Source organism: Lysinibacillus sp. NPDC047702, assembly GCF_050272555.1.
GTDB lineage: Bacteria > Bacillota > Bacilli > Bacillales_A > Planococcaceae > Lysinibacillus.
In genome coordinates this window covers 1-18,510 of the sequence record NZ_JBNNMG010000063.1, presented here as the reverse complement: position 1 = coordinate 18,510, position 18,510 = coordinate 1, and the positions used below count along the sequence as shown (strand labels likewise).

At 33.8% G+C, this 18,510-nt stretch carries 23 protein-coding genes and 1 pseudogene; 16 read left to right on the top strand and 8 right to left on the bottom strand.

Translation table 11 applies throughout. The features are described 5' to 3' along the window. Positions 1 to 5 precede the first annotated feature (5 nt). Positions 6 to 1,049: a phosphotransferase family protein gene (locus ACQKIM_RS22405; protein WP_427548261.1), complete on the top strand. Its 1,044-nt coding sequence runs from the start codon at positions 6 to 8 to the stop codon at positions 1,047 to 1,049. A 375-nt stretch (positions 1,050 to 1,424) separates the two neighbouring features. Next, positions 1,425 to 1,637, top strand: coding sequence for a DUF3955 domain-containing protein (locus tag ACQKIM_RS22400; protein ID WP_427548259.1), 213 nt, complete (start codon positions 1,425 to 1,427; stop codon positions 1,635 to 1,637). A gap of 53 nt (positions 1,638 to 1,690) precedes the next feature. On the opposite strand, the pseudogene ACQKIM_RS22395 reads toward ACQKIM_RS22400, so the two are convergent. Next, positions 1,691 to 2,154, bottom strand: a pseudogene (locus tag ACQKIM_RS22395) (tetratricopeptide repeat protein). A gap of 236 nt (positions 2,155 to 2,390) precedes the next feature. On the opposite strand from ACQKIM_RS22395, the gene ACQKIM_RS22390 reads away from it, so the two are divergent. Further along, positions 2,391 to 3,230, top strand: a complete 840-nt coding sequence (locus ACQKIM_RS22390; protein WP_427548258.1) for an alpha/beta hydrolase — start codon at positions 2,391 to 2,393, stop codon at positions 3,228 to 3,230. A 217-nt stretch (positions 3,231 to 3,447) separates the two neighbouring features. On the opposite strand, the gene ACQKIM_RS22385 is transcribed toward ACQKIM_RS22390, so the two are convergent. The 4 genes from ACQKIM_RS22385 to ACQKIM_RS22370 all read right to left on the bottom strand — a co-directional run bounded on the left by ACQKIM_RS22385 (position 3,448) and on the right by ACQKIM_RS22370 (position 6,666). Continuing rightward, positions 3,448 to 3,807, bottom strand: coding sequence for a cupin domain-containing protein (locus ACQKIM_RS22385; RefSeq protein ID WP_427548256.1), 360 nt, complete (start codon positions 3,805 to 3,807; stop codon positions 3,448 to 3,450). A 799-nt stretch (positions 3,808 to 4,606) separates the two neighbouring features. Continuing rightward, the gene (locus ACQKIM_RS22380) at positions 4,607 to 4,756 is read right to left on the bottom strand and encodes a hypothetical protein (protein ID WP_427548255.1); all 150 of its coding nucleotides are present in this window, start codon (positions 4,754 to 4,756) and stop codon (positions 4,607 to 4,609) included. Between the two features lie 457 nt (positions 4,757 to 5,213). After that, positions 5,214 to 5,783: a GNAT family N-acetyltransferase gene (locus tag ACQKIM_RS22375; RefSeq protein WP_427548253.1), complete on the bottom strand. Its 570-nt coding sequence runs from the start codon at positions 5,781 to 5,783 to the stop codon at positions 5,214 to 5,216. A gap of 16 nt (positions 5,784 to 5,799) precedes the next feature. Continuing rightward, entirely contained in the window at positions 5,800 to 6,666 is an 867-nt protein-coding gene (locus ACQKIM_RS22370) for an AraC family transcriptional regulator (protein WP_427548251.1), read from the bottom strand. 321 nt (positions 6,667 to 6,987) lie between these two features. Here ACQKIM_RS22370 and ACQKIM_RS22365 point away from each other — a divergent pair, with 321 nt between their 5' ends. Further along, a complete protein-coding gene (locus ACQKIM_RS22365; protein WP_427548249.1) occupies positions 6,988 to 7,746 on the top strand; it encodes a class I SAM-dependent methyltransferase in 759 nt (252 codons plus the stop codon). 316 nt (positions 7,747 to 8,062) lie between these two features. On the opposite strand, the gene ACQKIM_RS22360 is transcribed toward ACQKIM_RS22365, so the two are convergent. Then, on the bottom strand, positions 8,063 to 8,377 hold the full coding sequence (locus ACQKIM_RS22360) for a tyrosine-type recombinase/integrase (RefSeq protein ID WP_427548289.1): 315 nt from the start codon (positions 8,375 to 8,377) through the stop codon (positions 8,063 to 8,065). Between the two features lie 97 nt (positions 8,378 to 8,474). Here ACQKIM_RS22360 and ACQKIM_RS22355 point away from each other — a divergent pair, with 97 nt between their 5' ends. The 8 genes from ACQKIM_RS22355 (at position 8,475) to ACQKIM_RS22320 (ending at position 11,618) form a co-directional block, all read left to right on the top strand. Then, a complete protein-coding gene (locus tag ACQKIM_RS22355; RefSeq protein ID WP_427548248.1) occupies positions 8,475 to 8,942 on the top strand; it encodes a hypothetical protein in 468 nt (155 codons plus the stop codon). Positions 8,943 to 9,242: 300 nt separating this feature from the next. Beyond that, a complete protein-coding gene (locus ACQKIM_RS22350; RefSeq protein WP_053592484.1) occupies positions 9,243 to 9,428 on the top strand; it encodes a hypothetical protein in 186 nt (61 codons plus the stop codon). A 408-nt stretch (positions 9,429 to 9,836) separates the two neighbouring features. Further along, positions 9,837 to 10,064, top strand: a complete 228-nt coding sequence (locus ACQKIM_RS22345; protein ID WP_427548246.1) for a hypothetical protein — start codon at positions 9,837 to 9,839, stop codon at positions 10,062 to 10,064. A 21-nt stretch (positions 10,065 to 10,085) separates the two neighbouring features. Next, positions 10,086 to 10,364, top strand: a complete 279-nt coding sequence (locus ACQKIM_RS22340; protein ID WP_427548245.1) for a hypothetical protein — start codon at positions 10,086 to 10,088, stop codon at positions 10,362 to 10,364. Between the two features lie 11 nt (positions 10,365 to 10,375). Continuing rightward, positions 10,376 to 10,522, top strand: a complete 147-nt coding sequence (locus ACQKIM_RS22335; protein ID WP_427548244.1) for a hypothetical protein — start codon at positions 10,376 to 10,378, stop codon at positions 10,520 to 10,522. Next, entirely contained in the window at positions 10,491 to 10,754 is a 264-nt protein-coding gene (locus ACQKIM_RS22330) for a hypothetical protein (RefSeq protein ID WP_427548242.1), read from the top strand. Before ACQKIM_RS22335 ends, ACQKIM_RS22330 begins: the two co-directional genes overlap by 32 nt. 17 nt (positions 10,755 to 10,771) lie before the next feature. After that, positions 10,772 to 11,056 carry a hypothetical protein gene (locus tag ACQKIM_RS22325; protein ID WP_427548240.1) on the top strand — a complete coding sequence of 95 codons (285 nt, stop codon included), beginning with the start codon at positions 10,772 to 10,774 and terminating at the stop codon, positions 11,054 to 11,056. Between the two features lie 229 nt (positions 11,057 to 11,285). Further along, positions 11,286 to 11,618: a hypothetical protein gene (locus ACQKIM_RS22320; RefSeq protein WP_427548239.1), complete on the top strand. Its 333-nt coding sequence runs from the start codon at positions 11,286 to 11,288 to the stop codon at positions 11,616 to 11,618. 690 nt (positions 11,619 to 12,308) lie between these two features. Here the strand turns inward: ACQKIM_RS22320 and ACQKIM_RS22315 are convergent. Continuing rightward, positions 12,309 to 13,070, bottom strand: a complete 762-nt coding sequence (locus ACQKIM_RS22315; protein WP_427548237.1) for a glycosyltransferase — start codon at positions 13,068 to 13,070, stop codon at positions 12,309 to 12,311. Positions 13,071 to 13,774: 704 nt separating this feature from the next. Here ACQKIM_RS22315 and ACQKIM_RS22310 point away from each other — a divergent pair. From ACQKIM_RS22310 to ACQKIM_RS22295, 4 genes are all read left to right on the top strand, one after another. Next, complete coding sequence (locus ACQKIM_RS22310) at positions 13,775 to 14,620, top strand: MBL fold metallo-hydrolase (RefSeq protein WP_427548235.1); 846 nt, start codon at positions 13,775 to 13,777, stop codon at positions 14,618 to 14,620. Positions 14,621 to 14,852: 232 nt separating this feature from the next. Further along, positions 14,853 to 15,401 carry a PadR family transcriptional regulator gene (locus ACQKIM_RS22305; RefSeq protein WP_427548233.1) on the top strand — a complete coding sequence of 183 codons (549 nt, stop codon included), beginning with the start codon at positions 14,853 to 14,855 and terminating at the stop codon, positions 15,399 to 15,401. 63 nt (positions 15,402 to 15,464) lie between these two features. Further along, a complete protein-coding gene (locus ACQKIM_RS22300; protein ID WP_427548231.1) occupies positions 15,465 to 16,160 on the top strand; it encodes an ABC transporter ATP-binding protein in 696 nt (231 codons plus the stop codon). An 11-nt stretch (positions 16,161 to 16,171) separates the two neighbouring features. Beyond that, positions 16,172 to 16,882 carry an ABC transporter permease gene (locus tag ACQKIM_RS22295; RefSeq protein WP_427548230.1) on the top strand — a complete coding sequence of 237 codons (711 nt, stop codon included), beginning with the start codon at positions 16,172 to 16,174 and terminating at the stop codon, positions 16,880 to 16,882. Between the two features lie 117 nt (positions 16,883 to 16,999). Here ACQKIM_RS22295 and ACQKIM_RS22290 read toward each other — a convergent pair whose 3' ends face one another. Then, positions 17,000 to 18,199: a Ger(x)C family spore germination protein gene (locus tag ACQKIM_RS22290; RefSeq protein WP_427548228.1), complete on the bottom strand. Its 1,200-nt coding sequence runs from the start codon at positions 18,197 to 18,199 to the stop codon at positions 17,000 to 17,002. Positions 18,200 to 18,510: the final 311 nt, after the last annotated feature.

Below are 18,510 nucleotides of genomic sequence, written 5' to 3'. Positions count from 1 at the left end.
TTTTGATGGATACGATACAAGTAAGGGCAAATGAACGTCTTGATGAAGTGAAATTACAGTCATTTTTGAAAAAGCAATTTCCAGATTTACCAGAAGGAATTCTTGAAATTTCACAATTTAGTGCAGGACATTCAAATTTGACCTATTGTCTAAATGTAGGTGATTTTGAAGCCGTTCTTCGTCGACCTCCACATGGACCAGTCGCCAAAAAAGCGCATGACATGAAACGTGAATTTATGATTTTATCAGCCTTGCATCCATTTTTAGCTGCTGTACCGAAGCCATTTGTTTACGTTGAAGACCGAGATATCATCGGCAGTGATTTCTTCTTAATGGAACGAAAGAAGGGGATTGTGCTTGACACACATTTTCCTAAGGGCATTGAGCATAGCGAGCAATTAGCACGCCAGATATCTGAAAAAATGGTTGATTCCCTTGTAGCTCTTCATGCTATTCCATATCAGGAGACGATGCTTAAGGATATAGTCAAGCCAGAAGGATTTATGGAGCGACAGGTACAGGGCTGGATTGAACGCTATAACAAAGCGAAAACAGCACAGCATGCTGAGGTTGAAGCGTTGACAACATGGTTAATGAACCATATTCCTACTAACAGTGAAGCTACGATTATTCATTATGATTACAAGCTGAATAATGCTATGTTTTCTAATGATTTTTCGGAAATGATTGGACTTTTTGATTGGGAAATGACAACAGTAGGGGACCCATTAGCTGATCTAGGTGTGGCAATGAGCTACTGGATGCATGCGGATGATCCAAAAATGCTATTATACGCACTTGGAGAGCCTCCAGTAACAATTTTACCAGGCTTTTATACGCGCCAGGAATTTATACAGCGCTATGCAGAGAAAAGTGGACGGAATGTCTCAGCTATTAATTATTACATTACATTTGCTTACTTTAAATTAGCTGTTATTTGTCAGCAAATTTACTATCGCTATGTAAATGGTCAAACAAAGGATGATCGATTTGCACAGATGGATAAAATGGTAGTAGCACTTATTAAACAAGCTTCTAAGGCATTGTAGAATTCAATTAGAATAGGTGAATTTTTTCACACGACGGTTGCTTTAATTAGCAGCCGTATTTTTTATTAATATTACAGATTATCCGACACTATAATTATTATTTTTTTATATACACTCGCACCATATAAATTAAATACAAAAAATTCATTGACGTAAAAATACTTAAAAGAGGGGGAATGCACGTTCTTATTTTATTTTGCGAAATTATGGATTAAACGAAAGGTGGAATACAATATTTATTTATTGTTTTTCGATAAAAAAATATTGACTTAGAATGTGAATGCAGTTACTATGTCAATAGTAAGTGTTAAAAACATATTTCAATTTTGATTTACTATTTAAATAAAGGAATAAAAGTTCAAAGGAGAATAAAGGATGAAAAAATATATATTTGCTACTTTGCCAATTTGTTTAGGGGTTTTATGTTTAGTTACAAAGGGATTGATTGGAGATGAATTAATGCCAGATGGAACAATTGTGGAAAGAAATTTCTTTTTAATACCATTAAGTTATTTGTTTTTCCTGAGTGGTATAATTTCATTTTTATTTGTCGCTATTTTATCAAGAAAGACATATATTGCGAATTAAATAAAAGAAGATCAGGTTTACAAACTGGAACCTGATCTTTTATGCATTCTTGGTTACTCCCAAATATAATCAAGTTTATCACTATAAAACTTAATGACTTTGCTGTATGCATTTACGCCTTCGTGTTTTGAAGTGGATAGGAGAGTATTTAATTAAATTTCCATTGATTTTGAATGTTCCTTTAAGTTATAGAGCGTCATAGCATAGAAAACCTTTAAATGCTCGGCATCTGGAAAATCATTTATAGCCTGCTCTAAAATTTGTTTTGACTGTTTATATTGACCTAATGTGCGATAGGTTCTTCCTAGTCCTAAATAAGCATCCTCTAAATCTTCATGCCCAAGTCCTAATTGGATGGCTCTTTCATAGTGAGGACGGCTTCTTTTTCCTTTCCTAATGAATCATAAGTCCATGCACAATGATAATGATACAATCCATTTTCAGGTTTTTCTTTAACGAGAGCTATCATTAGCTGATTAGCTTCTTCTAATTGCCCATTTTCTCTCAGCGTTATTATGTGTTTTAATTATTTATCCATGTATCTATCCTTTTCAATTTTTTGTTCAAATCTTAATTTCTATTATAGCTTGTCTTGATTAGATGGTATAATAGATATAAAAAATGCTTGAGGTGAGTATGAATGCTTGAGCGTTCAATGGAAAAGACACGGGAATGTAAAAAGGAAAGGGAGTGATAGAAGGAAGAGTTTCACGATAGCTCTTCTAAAACAATTAGAAAAGAGGTACTATTATTATGAATAACATCAATTGTGAAGGCTTTGATTTAACATATTGTGTAAAGGGACAAGGGAAGCAAATTGTGGTAATTGGCAGTAGTGTATATTACCCTCGCTTATTCTCTGAAAATCTCTATAAGCATTTTCAATTTTACTTTTTAGATCACCGAGGATTTGTGCAATCACCACAAGAACTAAAACAAGAGGATTATACTTTAGATAAAATTGTAGAAGATATTGAGGCTGCAAGACAATTTCTCAAGCTAGAGAATTTCATTATTTTAGGACATTCTGGACATGCATTTATGGCCCTGTCCTATGCTAAAAAATATCCGCAATATATAGACAAAATTATACTCTTGAATTCTGCACCGACTAATAGTCAAGAAAGACAGCAGCAAAGCTTTTCTTATTTTAACGAAACAGCAGATGCTGAGCGAAAAAGACAATTTGAGCAGGATATTGCTTTTTTAGAAAATGATATTCAGAAAGACCCTGAAAGACGCTTTGTGCATATGTGTCTTCGCATGGGGGCACATAGTTTCTATGATTACACATTTGATGCTACAGATATGTGGGAAGGCGTCTATACAAATATGCAAATCATTGATTATCTTTGGGGAGTAGCATTTGCTGAACGCAATTTGATTCACTTATTGGCTGATGTTGAAAAACCTGTTTTTATAGGATTAGGTAGATATGATTACTTAGTTGCTCCTGTTTCACTTTGGGATTCAATAGATGGGCTATTCAAAAATGTCAAAAAAGTTATTTTTGAAAAGAGTGGTCACAATCCAATGTATGAAGAATCAGAAACTTTTGATAAAACGTTAATCAGCTGGATTAATGATAAATAATTAATTAACTTAAAACCAGTTATTCTCTATAGACTGAGAATAACTGGTTCATTTTTTTATCTAGATTCAGTAAATCTTTACTGTGCGAAAGGTACACACGACTGAGTGACCAACATCAGGTTGGCCCAAAGCACTTGGCGGATGTCACAGATTTTGAAGAGGCGCTTTCGATCGAGGTCGAAAAAATCTGGACGCAATTACGCTAGTGCGTAATTGATTAAATACCGTATTTTAGAACAATATGCAATACGACCAAGCTTTCTGAGTTATTGATATAGGTATGAATGCCATCCGCTTTAAAGTTGATAGAATCGTATCGATTTAATGTATACGAGATATCGTTAACTTGCATCGTTATAGTTCCTCTCATGACTGTAACGATTTCAGTTGTATCAGGATGATGTTTTTCTGGCTGATAGAGACTGTGAGGCTGTAAATAGGCACGATACATCTCGATGCCATTAATAGTTGTTTGAAAAATGGGCTCGATCACCCAATTTTTTTGCTCTCCAGCAATACGCAGACCTTTTCCTGCCTGTGATAGCGTGACATTACTTGCAGTTGAAAATAAGGACATAAGGGGAAGTGATAGTCCTGTTGAAATTTTCCATAGCACACCAAGTGTAGGATTGGTTTCTCCACGTTCTATATTTCCAAGCGTGAGTGTACTAACACCTGTTAATGCTGCTAATTCTTGAAGGTTTAACTGTCTATCCTTGCGAAGTTTTTTTAAGTGTTAGACCAATTTGTGTAACAATTTGATTTGGAGTATTCGGTTCCATTTAATAGACCTCCATTCGTAGAATTGCAAGCAGGTACATAGATGATCTTTTTGATTTCACACTTTACTGTCTATAATCAAAAAGTGCAAAATCTAATATCAATTATGCCTCGGCATAATTGCGTCCGGAATCGACTTTGTATTAACACAAAGTCGATTCTGTGACATCCGCCAGAGGCTTTGGGCCGACAGATGTTTTTTGCGCGAAAGCGTAGTGCTAACGTAGCGTCAGTAGCATGATGTTGGTCACTCAGTCGTGTGTTGCTGTCGCTTCGCTTTCGCACAGATAAATTGCCACAGGACGTGGCGTTCTTAGACTGAGTTCCTCTATTTCAGCGGATGTTTGGATACCCGCTGAAAAGAAGCTTAAATTCGCATTCATCTCACTAGCTATAGAGGTGGGAGACTTCTGTATCTGCCGCTACGCTTTCGATACAAAAAACATTGTTGAAAGAAGTTAAATATATTCACTGTTATCATAAGTCACCATACACTAAAAAGGCTACTCCCAATTTTGGAAGAGCCCACTGTTTTTTATTCAGCTAGCCTTAAATTTTACGAATAGCCTCAATTCTTTCACAATCTATAATAATAGTCATAGCGGCTGCCCTATTTGAAGGAAGTACGGACAGTTACTTGGATCATCAAAATACAAGAAGTAAACATTTAAAAAATTACCACCTTTAGCAAGTAAAATGTCTACTAATGTGCCAGGATCAGACCAAGACATTGTAAAAGTTGACAAGCACAGCCCTTGTAATTGTTGGTATTTATTTCTTTGTAATGATGATTAGTCCTGTTGTTATTTTTCTGTTTTTGCTTAACATCCTTAAAATGATAATATTTTATAAGTATCGGTATCTTCAAACTCAATGTCTTCTTTATCGTAGCCTTTATCATGATTACATTAATATGTTTTGGATTCACAGTAATATTTATCAAATTTATGACGATTGTCTAAATTCTAATTGATACGCTCTAGATAGCGATCATCTTCCATACTTTGTTTTCCCTTATTGTTGGAATATTTGCTGGTACCAGTTCTATAATTTGTCTATGATATGAAAGCATAGTGGAGCTGGTACAATGACCTTTTGAGATTTTACTTTTTGAAAATTGGGAGAAGAACTAAAAAGTTGAAAATAGCTTTATTAATAAAAAAAGACTAGAATCACATAGTGCTCTAGTCTGTAAGAGATTATTTAGGCATTATATTCCTCTTTAAGATAGCCGTATATTTCTAAATCCACTACACCCTTGCCAGACCATAGTGAAGCCTGTCTTAATAGCCCTTCTTTGAGAAAACCGTTTTTTAGTAGTACCCTTTTCGACGGTTCATTTAGGGGCATCACTTCAGCCTGTATTCGATTAATTGCAACCTTCTCAAATAAAAATTTCACAAGTATATTTACAGCTTCAGTGGCAATGCCTTTACCCCAATATACCTCAGCTAAATAGTAACCGATTGTTGCCATATCTACTTTCTGATTAAAATCCATTGCTTCAATAATGCCCACTAATGTATCATTCTGAGATTTTTGGAAAATACCCCATTTTACTCTACTTTTCTTCTGATAGTCTCTATCAAAATGACCAATCATTTTACTGACAGTTTGAAGATTGTGCTTTGGAATTATCCCACAAAACTCAAAAACTTTTTCGTTATCATAAATATCAAATAGTTCCTGTAAATGGCGATCTTCTATTTTTTTTAACTCTAGCTTTGTAGAGCTTAAAATTGGGAATTCTTCAAATATCATTGCTAAATTCATGATGTTCTCTCCTTAATTACGCTTTAATTGGAATATAAATTTTCATATTCATATCGTCTGGATAAACTGAATTGATTACATCTGTTATTTCAAAATCAGGGCCTTCATTTCTTTCATAATTAGAATTTGGCAGCCAAACTCCGTAAATATAACGTCTTGTATTTTGAATTGCCTCTGCAGATCCATTCATGGTAAATACCGCATATTTTCCCTCAGGAACTTCAAACTGGACAAGACCATTGTCCAAGGATTCCGTATTGCTCGTTACTTCTTCGCCAATAATAAAGGAAAATTGTCCATCATCATGAAAATTAGTAGATATTCCATAAGCGAAATTTGGAGCAAGTTTATGTGGAATTTGCTCATAATAAAGGTTATTTTTAAAATTTATATAAAATTCTGGAATATCTATAAAATATTTTTCATCTCGTAAGGTTGTATGGTATTCAAATCCAAGAATAAGCTTTTTCTGTAAATAAATCATTTCAGGCTTATTCATGGTGAAATCCCCCTGTATTTTATAATCCATAAAGTTTAGTTTACTTTGAAGGGGAACAGCATTTTTTTCTTTGCGATACTTTGCGGGTGTCATACCAATGTAATTGACAAAAGCGCGTGTAAAAGCCTCCTGTGAGCTATATTGAAAGGCAATTGCAATGTCTAAAATGTTGTTGGAGGTAGTTTCTAATAGTATGGCTGCCTCAGATAACCGCCTATTTCGACAATACTGCTGAACAGAAAAACCAGTAATAGCTTGAAAAAGTCTTTGGAAATGGAATGCGGAGAAGTAAGCCTTTGCTGATATATCAGTAATAATTAATTCATCTTGTAGATGCTCCTCAATATATTCAATAGCGTTTTGTATTCTTTCAAAATAATCCATATCATAGCCCCTTTCTGTGTATAATATTAACGACAATTAAACCTTACTTTTTGATAATTTGTGCTAATATTGTAAATCAAAATGAACCTGAATGGTTGATAAAAGTATAGAAGTAAAATTAAGACAATGCAGCTCTTATTTATTAAATATTCTAAAATATGATATTGATTAAAGTAGAATTAAAATGTATAATTTTGTTATATTTTACTGAAAGCGAGGGATTTATGATGACAGTCAGCTCTTTTTTATCATCAAACAAATTTGAGGTGTGGAAGAACTAAAATTTACTAGATTCTTCTGCATAAAATCGGAGGAATTGAAATGTATAGTTATTATGGTCCAATAAGCACGGAGCTTTATGATTTTACAAAACCAGTAGGGCATTCCATAAATGGGGATATTGAATATTATCTTCATCGATTAACGGGAACAAAGGGTAAGGTACTAGAAGCAGGGGTAGGTTCTGGTCGTTTCCTTATTCCTTTATTAGAGACGGGTTTTGATGTAGATGGTATTGATTATTCACCAGAGATGCTAGCCTCTTGTCGAAAACGATGCACAGAAAGAGGATTACATGCAAGGCTTTATGAAGGTAATTTGAGCAATTTTTCATTAAATACCAAATATGAAGCTGTGATTATGCCAACAGGAACATTTTGTTTAATTGAGCATTCGAAGGAAGCAATTGATGCATTAACATGTATTTATCATCATTTGGTTCCAGGTGGGCGACTTATATTGGACTTGCTACTGCCATTACATTGGCGTACAGGAGAAGTCACTACCTCCTATTATCAGCTATCAGACACCGAGGGGATAGCGTTAGAAAGTAAATCCATTGAGATGGATTGGAGCAATCAAACCACTCTTACCGTTTTAAAATATGAAAAGTGGAAAAATGGTAAATTAATAGATACAGAACTACAGAGATTCCCATTGCAATGGTATGGAATTGAAGAATTTCAACAAATATTAAAAAATATAGGTTTTTCTAATATAACGTGTTCAGCGGATTATACTCATAACAAGAAACCTTCTATTGAAAGTGGATTGGTAACTTTTGAAGCTATTCGTAAGTGATAATTAACAATTGAAATCTTTTTAGAAATCTGCTTGATTTAGTGGGGAAAACGCTAAATTCTTGCAGTTTTCTTTATATTATCCGTTTTTTTCTTGCAATAATTTTATTGTTGAAAGAGAGAATAAGGTTTTGGTATTAAGTCCCCACAATGTTTAATTACAATTGAGATTGAGGACCTTGAAAATAGGAAGCGACCAAAAAGCGACCAAACTATAATATTTTATTAAATAAATCAATAGCATCTTTTTTATCCTCTTTAGTTAAATGACTGTAGGTGTTCATAGTTAACCCAATGTCACTATGTCCTAATTGTTCTTAAATAATTTTAAAGTTAATGTTGTTACTTAATAAATAGGATGCACAAGAATGTCTTAATGCGTGAAAGTTAATTTCAGGTAACTCCAATTTTTTTAAGTGACTTCTCCAAGTTAAAGATAATACAGAAGGTACAAATGGGTAACCTAAACGTTTTTGCGAAGTAATTAAAAAATCGATGTCATTGCCGTCATCATCTTTCATAGGTTTCCATGCATTCTCCGATTTAATTTTCATTTTCTTCTGTGCCAGTACCTGTTCTTTTATTTCATCCATAAATTTTTCAGGAACATTTACAATACGTGCTTTTTTTATTTTTAGGGGGACCTAATACTAATTCCGGTTTTTCTTCTGTGTCGTATTTAATTGCTTGGTCAAGACTCCACTGTCCAATCTCATTGAGTATGAGACTTTGCTCAGATTTAATAAGCACAAAGATGATTATGTGTACAGTGTATTTATGGATGCTCAGGACCATTTAAAAGCAGAGGCAGATTTTACAGTCACATCCAAGCAAGTAAAAAAGCGTACTCAAGCAGCTAGAACCAATGGGCTTAAACGACTTCAAGATATGTTCAATAACACGATCAACTATGTGCAGGATAAGATGTACGATGCATTAAAAGGCAAGGTTGATGGGGTTGAAAAGATGTGGACCTCAATGAGAGATTTGCAGGTTCGACAAGCACACCGTATACTGGATAGCCAATTCGCAGATGAGGAAGGATATTTCCACTATGCAGGAGATAAAGCTAAGCGCCCAAAGACCTGGAAAGATCCAGGCATGAATTACGGTTGTCGCTGTAAGATATTACTTCTGTTTGGAGGCAAAAAACCAATGTTTAGCAGGGTACATGATTATCAGGATCCAGGATATTAAATAAAGCTGGCAGAACGGATAGATGAATTGTTGCCTAATAAAACGTATCTTCAATCATTGAAACAGGCACAAGATGAAATTAAGCCGCCAAAACGAACTGTACCTTACATCACATTCGGGGATTGGCTTGAGGAATACGGAGAGAAAGGATGATGACAATGGAATATACAAGATCACGTACTGTATGTGAAGTAGAAGTGTATGAGTCATTCAAAGGATGTTCTTGCGATTACAAGTGATAATGGTGTAATATAGCTTCAACAAATAATGCGAGCTTTGACATGAAAAAGGACGGATATAATGAAATATAATAAATCAATTATGCTAAAGCTTATCAATGAACATCGAGCGTTGCATGATGAATTAAAAAAGCTAAAATCTGAAATGGGTTTAGAGAAAAATTTCGCAGTAAAGGCATTGTATCATTCATATGTTGCAGAGGATGGTCCTTATATGAAAGAATACCAGGATTTAGAGCGATTATAATAAATCGTGGTGCCACTAACAAATAGTTGGAAAAACCGCACTTAGGACTGGTACGGTGAACCGTATCATAAGTAAGCGGTTTTTAGAGGAGTATCATTCACATAAAGAATGATGCTCTTTAAATTTAGAAAGAGATATAAGTTAAAAAAGTGATCATGCCATTCATTTTGAGTGGCTTTTTATTTTGTCTTTCATCTTGAGTAACTAAATTGGGCAAGGAGGAAATCATGAATCAAAATCCATTCAATTTAAAAACTTTATTACCTTTAGACTGTAGCATCTAATAGAGAAGGTTCCGACCCTGACACAGAAACTACACAATTTTTCACAACCAATCATGCCAATGTTGGAGGCGGTTGGTGGTATATAGAGAATAGGTGGTATGGTGTACTTGGAAATACTACACGTTTGCAGATAGCGTATGGCTATAACCATCCTGACTTTAAGTTCAGGTACATGTACGATGGTACGTGGGGTGCTTGGTCTCCTAGTATGCAAGATTTAAAGCAATCTGTCAGTGATGTCAAAACAAATGTAGCTGCGGCAATCACTGACCAAGGTGTACCAACTAGTCCGACAGCTACTGGTGCTCAAATGGCAGCTAACATTAGAGCTATACCTACAGGAGTTAAGTAAGAAGAGTTCCCTCAGTTTCAATTGCCATCTATGAATGCTGGTCAATCAGTAACGGTGACAACTCCAGCCATGAATTTTGAACCTTGGAATGGTGCTTGTAATTCTCGAGGCTCTGTATTATATGCAGGATACTCTCTAGATGTTGGAGTTGGATACATTAGAGATTCTATCTACGTACAAAAAATGCAAGTAAATAACTTAGGTAATGGTAGCTATACAGTAACAGTAACTTTTAACAATGGATTTCCTATGAGAATAGATAATCCGCAGACATTTCTATGTTTTTATTCAAGATTTTAAAGGAGGATAATATGGAACTCGATAATCGTGTAATTTATAACAAAGTAACAGGCACAGTTATCTATCAAACTGGAGAGGCTACAGGAGATGTAGTACCACATGATACAGAGGTAGAGCTTGCTTATATTGACATACCTTTTGGCACCATTGTTGTATAGTAGTTTAATTGGTGGCGGGGGAAAACGTTTAAATGGTACATGGATTGGTAAAGAAATGGGACCGTTTTTATATAAAGCAAGAAAAAATGATAAAGTAGTTACCTTGGAAGAATCAAACTTCCCGAAAATAAACAAGTTGAGTGATTTAATAGTTGCAGGTGAAGAAGCTCTAGACTATTCTTTCAATGCACATGGAATTATACAATTCCATCTTCATGAATTTGAACAGTAGTTTTGAGGAGGTATGCTATGAAAGCATATACAATATTTAATATTACTATAGGTATTCTATTTACAATTGTTTATTTCTCAGTATTAGTCATTGGGTCATTATTTGGTTACAGCGATAATCTAGATATTTATATGAGAGCAGCAATCATGGCAGCCTTATCAAATATTATTATTTATATCTATTATTTAATTAGAGATAAATTCATATCTCAGAAAAGTTTAAAAATATGTGCAATGTGTATGATTATACAATTGTTGTTACCAATTCCATTTTGGTGCATAGGTATTATGATTCTACAATAGTTTTTATTAAGGGGGTCGTGAATCATTTATGATTGATTCATCTTTAAACTAGTTTATTCAGTACTTTCAAATATTTATTATTTAAGTTAAACTCATAATTCTAATCTCTTAAATCTCAAGGGTTCTAAACCAATAAAAAATGGGCACCTCCCAAAATTCGGTATAATGGTAGCGACGAAACTAAACCATACTGAATGAGGTGAATGCCCTATGAGGGGGGCAATGCAGAATGGAATTCAGGTTTGGGGACGTTACTATCGTTCTACCTCCTTTACATATTACGATTATCGTAATCATTATTATTTTCTGTTTAGTAAGGTGGAGCAAGCAATTAGAAACAAGACGTTTTACGATTTTCTTTTACTTTCTAATTAGCACTTATATTACTCCAATTTTTTCTCTCGGTACAAAAGAAGGTATCTTTCAGCTATGGATTCCCTTAGGGTTTATAGTGGTCTTCTTTTATTTGTTTCGTAGTAAAAGAAATCATCCATCTAAAATGAAAGCAAGTATTTTAGGACTTTCCATAGCGTTATATCAGTTAATTCTCCAATATTTATAGTAATTTGGTGTTTGGATAATGAGGGCTTTAATTTAAATAAACCATAAAAGATCACTTAGGAAGGGGTAGTCTTAATCTTTTCTATTTTTAAGTTAGTAGTAATCAGAATAAGAAATGGGAACAGGTAAGTATAATTAAAGATTTTAAAATAATTGGATAATATTAGTTAAAAATGTATATTATCCAATTCTATGTGATTAAATTTCTTTTTAAACCATTTGTTGGATACTGACTCAATACTTGAATTGATATAATAATTCAGGTGCAACTTTTCCATTCTGCACAAAGGGTTAAGATGCACCATTCCTCAACTATACACCAAAGCCCAGGTACTCAATAATCTTGAGTCTGGGTTTTTTATATAAATTTTTATTATTTTATTAGGTTAGTAATATGCAGTATATTCTTATACAATTTCACCAGAATAAAAATGTAACCATTTTTACCGATAAGAACAGTTTGTTCCCAACGCCCATCTTTAGTTAAAGGAAGCTTATTGGCAAATGGGTTTATCGCTTTTTCTAGTAGAGATTGAGTGACAGCTCGTTTGAAATTGAAAAAATCGATGCATTTATCTAATTTTTATTTCTGTTTAGAATCTGGAGAGAAAAATACATAAAAAAAACAGACAACCCATATAGTTATCTGTTTTATTATCTATAATAATAAGCAATTGAGTTTACTTTATTATTATCTTGCTTGATCGTCATAATAAGCTTCATTAGCAGCCTTCTGATTATTGCCCCTTAAATAAGCTAAAATCATACCAGGTCGTTTAAGTAAAACCCAGTCCCCATAATGGTCAAATCGCCTGCACGAAGTCATCATTCCATTTTTAATTGTCCCATATTTTTTTCCATTTGACTTACCCCATTGTTTTAATCGCTTTGCAAAGTCAGCATCCTCTGCCATAAGCATATTCACGTTAAAACCTTTAATTGCCTGAAAGTCTTTTTTATAGCACCAAAAAATTCCTACAGAAATAAATCCATATTTAAACAATATAGGTACAATCAATAGCATAGTTGAAACAATTATTCCCAGGGAAATTCTTTCGAAATTTCCGTTCACGCCTCCGCCAATGTATTGATTAGATGCTAAGTGCTTTTCAACTTCTAATAACAAGTGTTCTGTCATTCGAGTATCAGCATCAATTGTAATCAGGATTTCACCTTTTGCTAGTTCAGCACCTGCATTTCTAATTTTTGATAAATTTTTATCGTTATTTTCCAATGTCACACAATTGTATGACTTAGCAATTTCCTCAGTTTTATCCGTACAACGATTTAGTACAACAATCACTTCAACCTGATTTTTATAAGGTTGTGCAGCCTTTGCAATTGATTCTAGGCATTCCCCTATATACTTTTCTTCGTTGTGAGCAGGTATTATTACGGAAAATTTTACATCCTTTTCAGAAACATCCTTAATAAATAGCTTGTTTTTGGACATATAAAATCCCTCTTTCTTGTTGAAATTAGTACTTACAAATTTAGTATATCATGTAAATATAGAGTTTTTTATGTCTATTTTATCACGATTTATTCAAAGTGTAGCTGACTTCATCCCAGCTGATAACATGATGTACATACAGTCACATGAATATGATATTCGCACAGAAATATATAAAAGACCAAGCTTAGAAAATTGATTGAAATAAAGGATCTTATCCCAAATGAATTATAAATAGTTAAACTACGGTTCGGGGATATTTTGGTGCTAATAATATGTAAATCTACTGGTGAATAACACAAAAGAAAGGGAGTGAGCAAAGTGAAAACAATTGTTGTAGCAGAACGTGGTATAGTAGGGGATCAGTACGTAATATTGTAATAGATGTGCAATTATTTGAAGTAGTAACCAATGATCAACTAAAAAATACTGTAAATTTAATGGTAAATGCTTTTAAGTAAAGTTTATAAAATAATTGTTAAATATAAAAATTTTGCATGTAGATATTAAGAATATCGTAATTTATTAGGTGGTCACAAATTTCAATAAAAAAGATGAGATTAACATTTAAGAAGCTGTTCGATTTTTAGTGGGAGTAGCCACTAAGGTCTTACAGGTTTTTTTTATCCATTTTTTTCTTGCAATATTTTTGTTGTTGAAAGGGAAAATAAGGGTATATAGTACATGAAGAAAGTAGGTTTAATATGCAAAAAGATATGAATTATGGTGGGGATTATAAATATATACCAGCAACTTCGATTTGGAGTGGAGATGGTATTGAAGTTCTATCTGATCTTTATCAACAAACGATTCAAATTGTCAATATTATACTTTATGGAGATCCTTATAAACAGGAATTTGTTTTAATTGATGCTGGTATGCCAAAAAGTGCTCATGAAATCATTTCTATTGCCGAGAAGAGATTCGGTGCAAATTGTCAACCAAAAGCATTAATTTTAACCCATGGACATTTTGATCATGTTGGTGCAATTATTGATTTAATTGATCACTGGGGTATGCCAGTCTATGCGCATGCTCTAGAATTACCTTTTCTAACAGGGAAAGAAAATTACCCAGCACCAGATCCTATCGTGAATGGTGGCTTAATTGCAAAGTTATCATCCATTTTTCCAAATGAAGCCATCAATTTAGGAGATAATATTGAACAGCTTCCATTGGATGGTAGTGTACCATTTATGCATGGTTTTCGCTGGATTCACACGCCAGGTCATACACCAGGGCATATTTCCTTGTTTCGTGAGGATGATCGAGTATTGATTGCTGGCGATGCATTTGTTACGGTAAAACAGGAATCACTCTATAAAGTTTTACTACAGAAAAAAGAAATAAGTGGACCTCCACGCTATTTTACGACGGATTGGCCAGCTGCTTGGGAATCCATCAAAAAATTAGAGGCATTAAAGCCTTCAGTTGCATTAACAGGACATGGGTTGCCCATGAAGGGTGAAGAGCTTACAAAAAATTTGCATAAGCTGGCTACTGAATTCGAACAAATCGCTTTACCAAATCATAGCAGATTTCTGAATTAATAATGGAGTTGTATGTAGATCTTGCAATAAAACTGTAGTAAGAAATTATTGCTGCAGTCTTCATTGATACATGCTCTGATGGTGCAATAATATGATATCAATATAAATTAGCAGCGGTGTCGGTACTTTTCGCTTCATCAGCTGCAATCTTTTGATAAAAAGCCTATTGACATAAAAATGAAAAATCGTTATATTCAATTTATTCAACGTTGAATATAAAAAGGTGATTATTATGACAAAATTATTAGTGCTTGCAATGTTAGGACTAAAACCTATGACTGGCTATGATATTAAAACAATGCTTGAATTGAGTGATGCGGAGCGTTGGGGTGGAGTGCTAATTGGCTCTATCTATAATGCTTTAAAAAAGCTTGAAAAAGATGGATATATAGAGGTAGCTAGCATTGAATCAACAGGTCATAGGCAAAAGGCAATCTACCAAATTACTGACAAAGGAAAAGAATATGAGCAAGAATTGATTATTGAGGCTCTTGAAAAATCTTCTGTAGTGTATCCAACAACACTATATTCAGGGATATCGTTTGCATTTAAACTTCCTATAACAAGAGCGATAGAAGCTTTAGAGAAGCAAAAAAAGATTTTAGAAAAGGAAGAAAAGGCAATTCAAGTAGGATATGAGGCAAAACAGCTTGCGATGCATGGTGAAATACCAGCACTAACTCAACTGGCATTTGATCATATGCTAGAAATTGTAAATGTTCAATTAAAATTTATCATTCAGGCTATTGATATCATGGAAAAAGAAAACTCTCTCAAATGAGGGAGTTAAAAATTACCCATATATTCAAAGTTGAATATACAATGTTAATTAAGGAGAGAATTTATGACAAAGTTAATTTCTGCAAATCAATTAACAAAATTCTATAAAACAAGATGTGTTGTCAACCATATAAATTTTGATATTGAAGAAGGTGAAATTGTTGCACTTATAGGCTCAAATGGTGCTGGAAAAACAACAACAATCAGCATGCTTCTTGGTATTGTGCCGCAAGATAGTGGAACAATAGAATATTGGCAATCTGATTTTAAAAAGGAGATAGGAACCCAGCTCCAATCAACCCCATTCTTTGAGGGTTACTCAGTGGAGGATAATATCAAATTATTTGCCGCATTCTACGGAATATCACTTTCCAGTAAAGCAATGGATGAAAAACTCTCTGCCTTTGATTTATTGCAAGTAAAAAAAACGCCAGCTATAAAACTATCATTAGGACAGCAGAAAAGACTAGCAATCATTGTGACAACCCTACACAATCCCAAACTAGTCATTTTAGATGAACCCTCCGCAGGATTAGACCCAAGAGGGCAGAAGGAAATTCAACAAATCATTAAAAAACTAAAAGAGCAAGGCGTTACTGTGTTATTTTCGTCTCATGATATGTTGGAGGTCATGAATGTAGCTGACAGGATTTTAATGATGCATCAGGGGAGCATCATTGCAAATGGTTCTTTCAGTTATTTAATGGAAAAATACCAAGCGCATCATTTAGAAGAATTATTTTTTGAATTAACGAAGTGAGGGGCGATAGAATGAAAACGATTTTCTTTTTGAATCTTAAATCCAGCATAAAAGATATGTATTTACTGTTTTGGTCTATATTTATGCCATGTACTGCTATCATTGCTTTAAAAATTTTCTTACCAAGCATAGCAGGGAATTATACAGAGGGAATGATTGCTGTAAGTGTGTTTTTTTACACATTTATGACGACTGCATTTATTGCATTATCACAAAGAAGGAGAGGCGTATATCATTTATTACATGCAACACCGCTTCCCTTATGGAAATATATTGTCAGTGTCTCAAGCTCATGGGCATTAATTGCCATTATCCTATCCTACATCGTTCTTTTATTTTCTTTAGTAATTCATCAACTAACTTTTGCCTTTAGCTCACTTTTTTATATGACACCCGTTATATTAGTTGCTTCATTAGCTTTTGTGTTTTTAAGCCTTTTTGTATCTAGTCTTGTAAAAAATGAAGGACATTTAAGTATGACAGCAAATGTCATGATGTTGCCAATGCTATTATGCAGTAATGCATTTTTTACAATGGAAAAGGCGCCGAGTATTGTACAGTTTATTAGTAGGATAAATCCATTCGAATGGTTTTTGAGAGGAATTCAAGGTGCATTTCAAAATAATTTTGGTGTTTGGGGGGAATCCTTACTGCTTTTATCACTATGCCTTGCTTTCACATTATTAATTTCTATAAAAACGTTTAGGTATAGTGATCAATAATTTTCAATCTTAAAAGTATGGATATTAATTTTCACTCTTTGGTTCATTGTTGCCGCTTCGCAATATGTTTGCATAGCGAAGCGGATTTTTTTACATCGGTACTTTTTAAAAATAGCTTTAATTAGATTTTTGTAAATCTTTATTTAAACTAGTGCCAATCCCTTGAGTTTTCACAGTGACTTGTACTTTGACATCTATATTAGGAAATAAGGATGTCCAATTATCTTTGATTTTGTTCCATCCCTTATAATCCTGACGATAGAGGATCTCACCGAATTGCAGAGCATCTACTTTGTATGTTTTTTGCAGTGTATCGAGTGTGTGGTCTAACCTGTTCTTAATTGATTCACTTGTTGCTTTATTCAAGGCGGTAATGTTTTGTGGTTTGGTTAGATCAATCGTACAATTTACATCTGCAACATTTTGCTCAACAATTAGGTGTATATTAATTTTAGGATGACCATGCTGTACTCTTCCTGTTATTTTAGCTTTTGAATTTGTTACTTCAGTAGTGAGCTTTCCTTTTTCAGGGCAGGCCAATATTTCAAACGTACTTTTAATGTGGTTATTCATATAATTATAACTTTTGCTTTCCTCCATTGTTAAAAAGCCTATTAGTTTATAGTCCTTAAATAAAGCTAAATCACCAAATTGTAGTATTGCAGGATTTTGTATTCGCTCTACATTTGATTGATTATTCCCGATTACGCTGTCTCCGTGCAATTCAATCGTTGATAAAACGGCACTATTTCCTTTACCGCTTAATGAATTGATTAAATCGTCTAAAATAACAGAGTCTGTTGACCCTAATGCTTTTTCTGAACTCTTTAGTGCATTTAGCATATTTTTAGCAGGGACATCTTCTAAGGGAGTTAAAATACTTAATATCTCTTTTGCCGTTGTATCGCGGGCAATTAAAATATTGAACTCACTTCTACCCTCAGCGTCCCTTTGAAATAAATCCAATATATTATTCATGCCCTCCTCAGCCAATTCTTCTCCAATAATGATAATTTGAGCATGTGCATAGTAGGGCTTTCTTGGCGTTAAAGTGGTCAGCTTCCTTATAGACTCAAATAAAGATTTTCCTGTAGCATGATAAGTGATGACGGGAGATTGACTTGTCCCTTTTTTCGATGCTACTTGTCCAGGATTTACAATCTGTACGGAGATTTCATATTGCTCATTTACTCGATCAACACCTACAGCAGCAACAATTGCTAATTCATTTAACTCTCGTTTACTCCAACAACCACCTAACAAAAGAATGAGTAAAACTGATAGAAGTAAAAATAGTGAGTACTTTATGTTAGGCACCTCCAGTTACACTGAAATAAAGAATTCATATCTTTATAAGGATAAGCAAAATTAAGTAGAAATAATCAAAATCCTATTGAAGAAAATGGCTTGTATTTTGGAAGCGTGTCTATTTTAAAGGAAGGGAAGATAGTTTAGAGTTAATAAAAATCGAGGATAGCCATAAGATTGTGGGGAGTAAAGAATCAAACTTACTTTCAAAGAATTTCATTAAAGTGAGGCTGGGACATAACTAGCTTCAATTCGTGAGAAATCCGACTTTGAATGAATTCAAAGTCGGATTTCTCTATCTTTTATGTTTTTCCAGATAG

Coding starts and splice junctions, on each gene's coding strand:
- ACQKIM_RS22375 (WP_427548253.1), bottom strand. CDS start 5,783: ATGAATTTAGCAATGATATTTGAAGAATTCCCAATTTTAAGCTCTACA.
- ACQKIM_RS22390 (WP_427548258.1), top strand. CDS start 2,391: ATGAATAACATCAATTGTGAAGGCTTTGATTTAACATATTGTGTAAAG.
- ACQKIM_RS22365 (WP_427548249.1), top strand. CDS start 6,988: ATGTATAGTTATTATGGTCCAATAAGCACGGAGCTTTATGATTTTACA.
- ACQKIM_RS22350 (WP_053592484.1), top strand. CDS start 9,243: ATGAAATATAATAAATCAATTATGCTAAAGCTTATCAATGAACATCGA.
- ACQKIM_RS22405 (WP_427548261.1), top strand. CDS start 6: ATGGATACGATACAAGTAAGGGCAAATGAACGTCTTGATGAAGTGAAA.
- ACQKIM_RS22315 (WP_427548237.1), bottom strand. CDS start 13,070: ATGTCCAAAAACAAGCTATTTATTAAGGATGTTTCTGAAAAGGATGTA.
- ACQKIM_RS22295 (WP_427548230.1), top strand. CDS start 16,172: ATGAAAACGATTTTCTTTTTGAATCTTAAATCCAGCATAAAAGATATG.
- ACQKIM_RS22320 (WP_427548239.1), top strand. CDS start 11,286: ATGGAATTCAGGTTTGGGGACGTTACTATCGTTCTACCTCCTTTACAT.
- ACQKIM_RS22385 (WP_427548256.1), bottom strand. CDS start 3,807: ATGTCCTTATTTTCAACTGCAAGTAATGTCACGCTATCACAGGCAGGA.
- ACQKIM_RS22300 (WP_427548231.1), top strand. CDS start 15,465: ATGACAAAGTTAATTTCTGCAAATCAATTAACAAAATTCTATAAAACA.
- ACQKIM_RS22310 (WP_427548235.1), top strand. CDS start 13,775: ATGCAAAAAGATATGAATTATGGTGGGGATTATAAATATATACCAGCA.
- ACQKIM_RS22370 (WP_427548251.1), bottom strand. CDS start 6,666: ATGGATTATTTTGAAAGAATACAAAACGCTATTGAATATATTGAGGAG.
- ACQKIM_RS22305 (WP_427548233.1), top strand. CDS start 14,853: ATGACAAAATTATTAGTGCTTGCAATGTTAGGACTAAAACCTATGACT.
- ACQKIM_RS22325 (WP_427548240.1), top strand. CDS start 10,772: ATGAAAGCATATACAATATTTAATATTACTATAGGTATTCTATTTACA.
- ACQKIM_RS22335 (WP_427548244.1), top strand. CDS start 10,376: ATGGAACTCGATAATCGTGTAATTTATAACAAAGTAACAGGCACAGTT.
- ACQKIM_RS22400 (WP_427548259.1), top strand. CDS start 1,425: ATGAAAAAATATATATTTGCTACTTTGCCAATTTGTTTAGGGGTTTTA.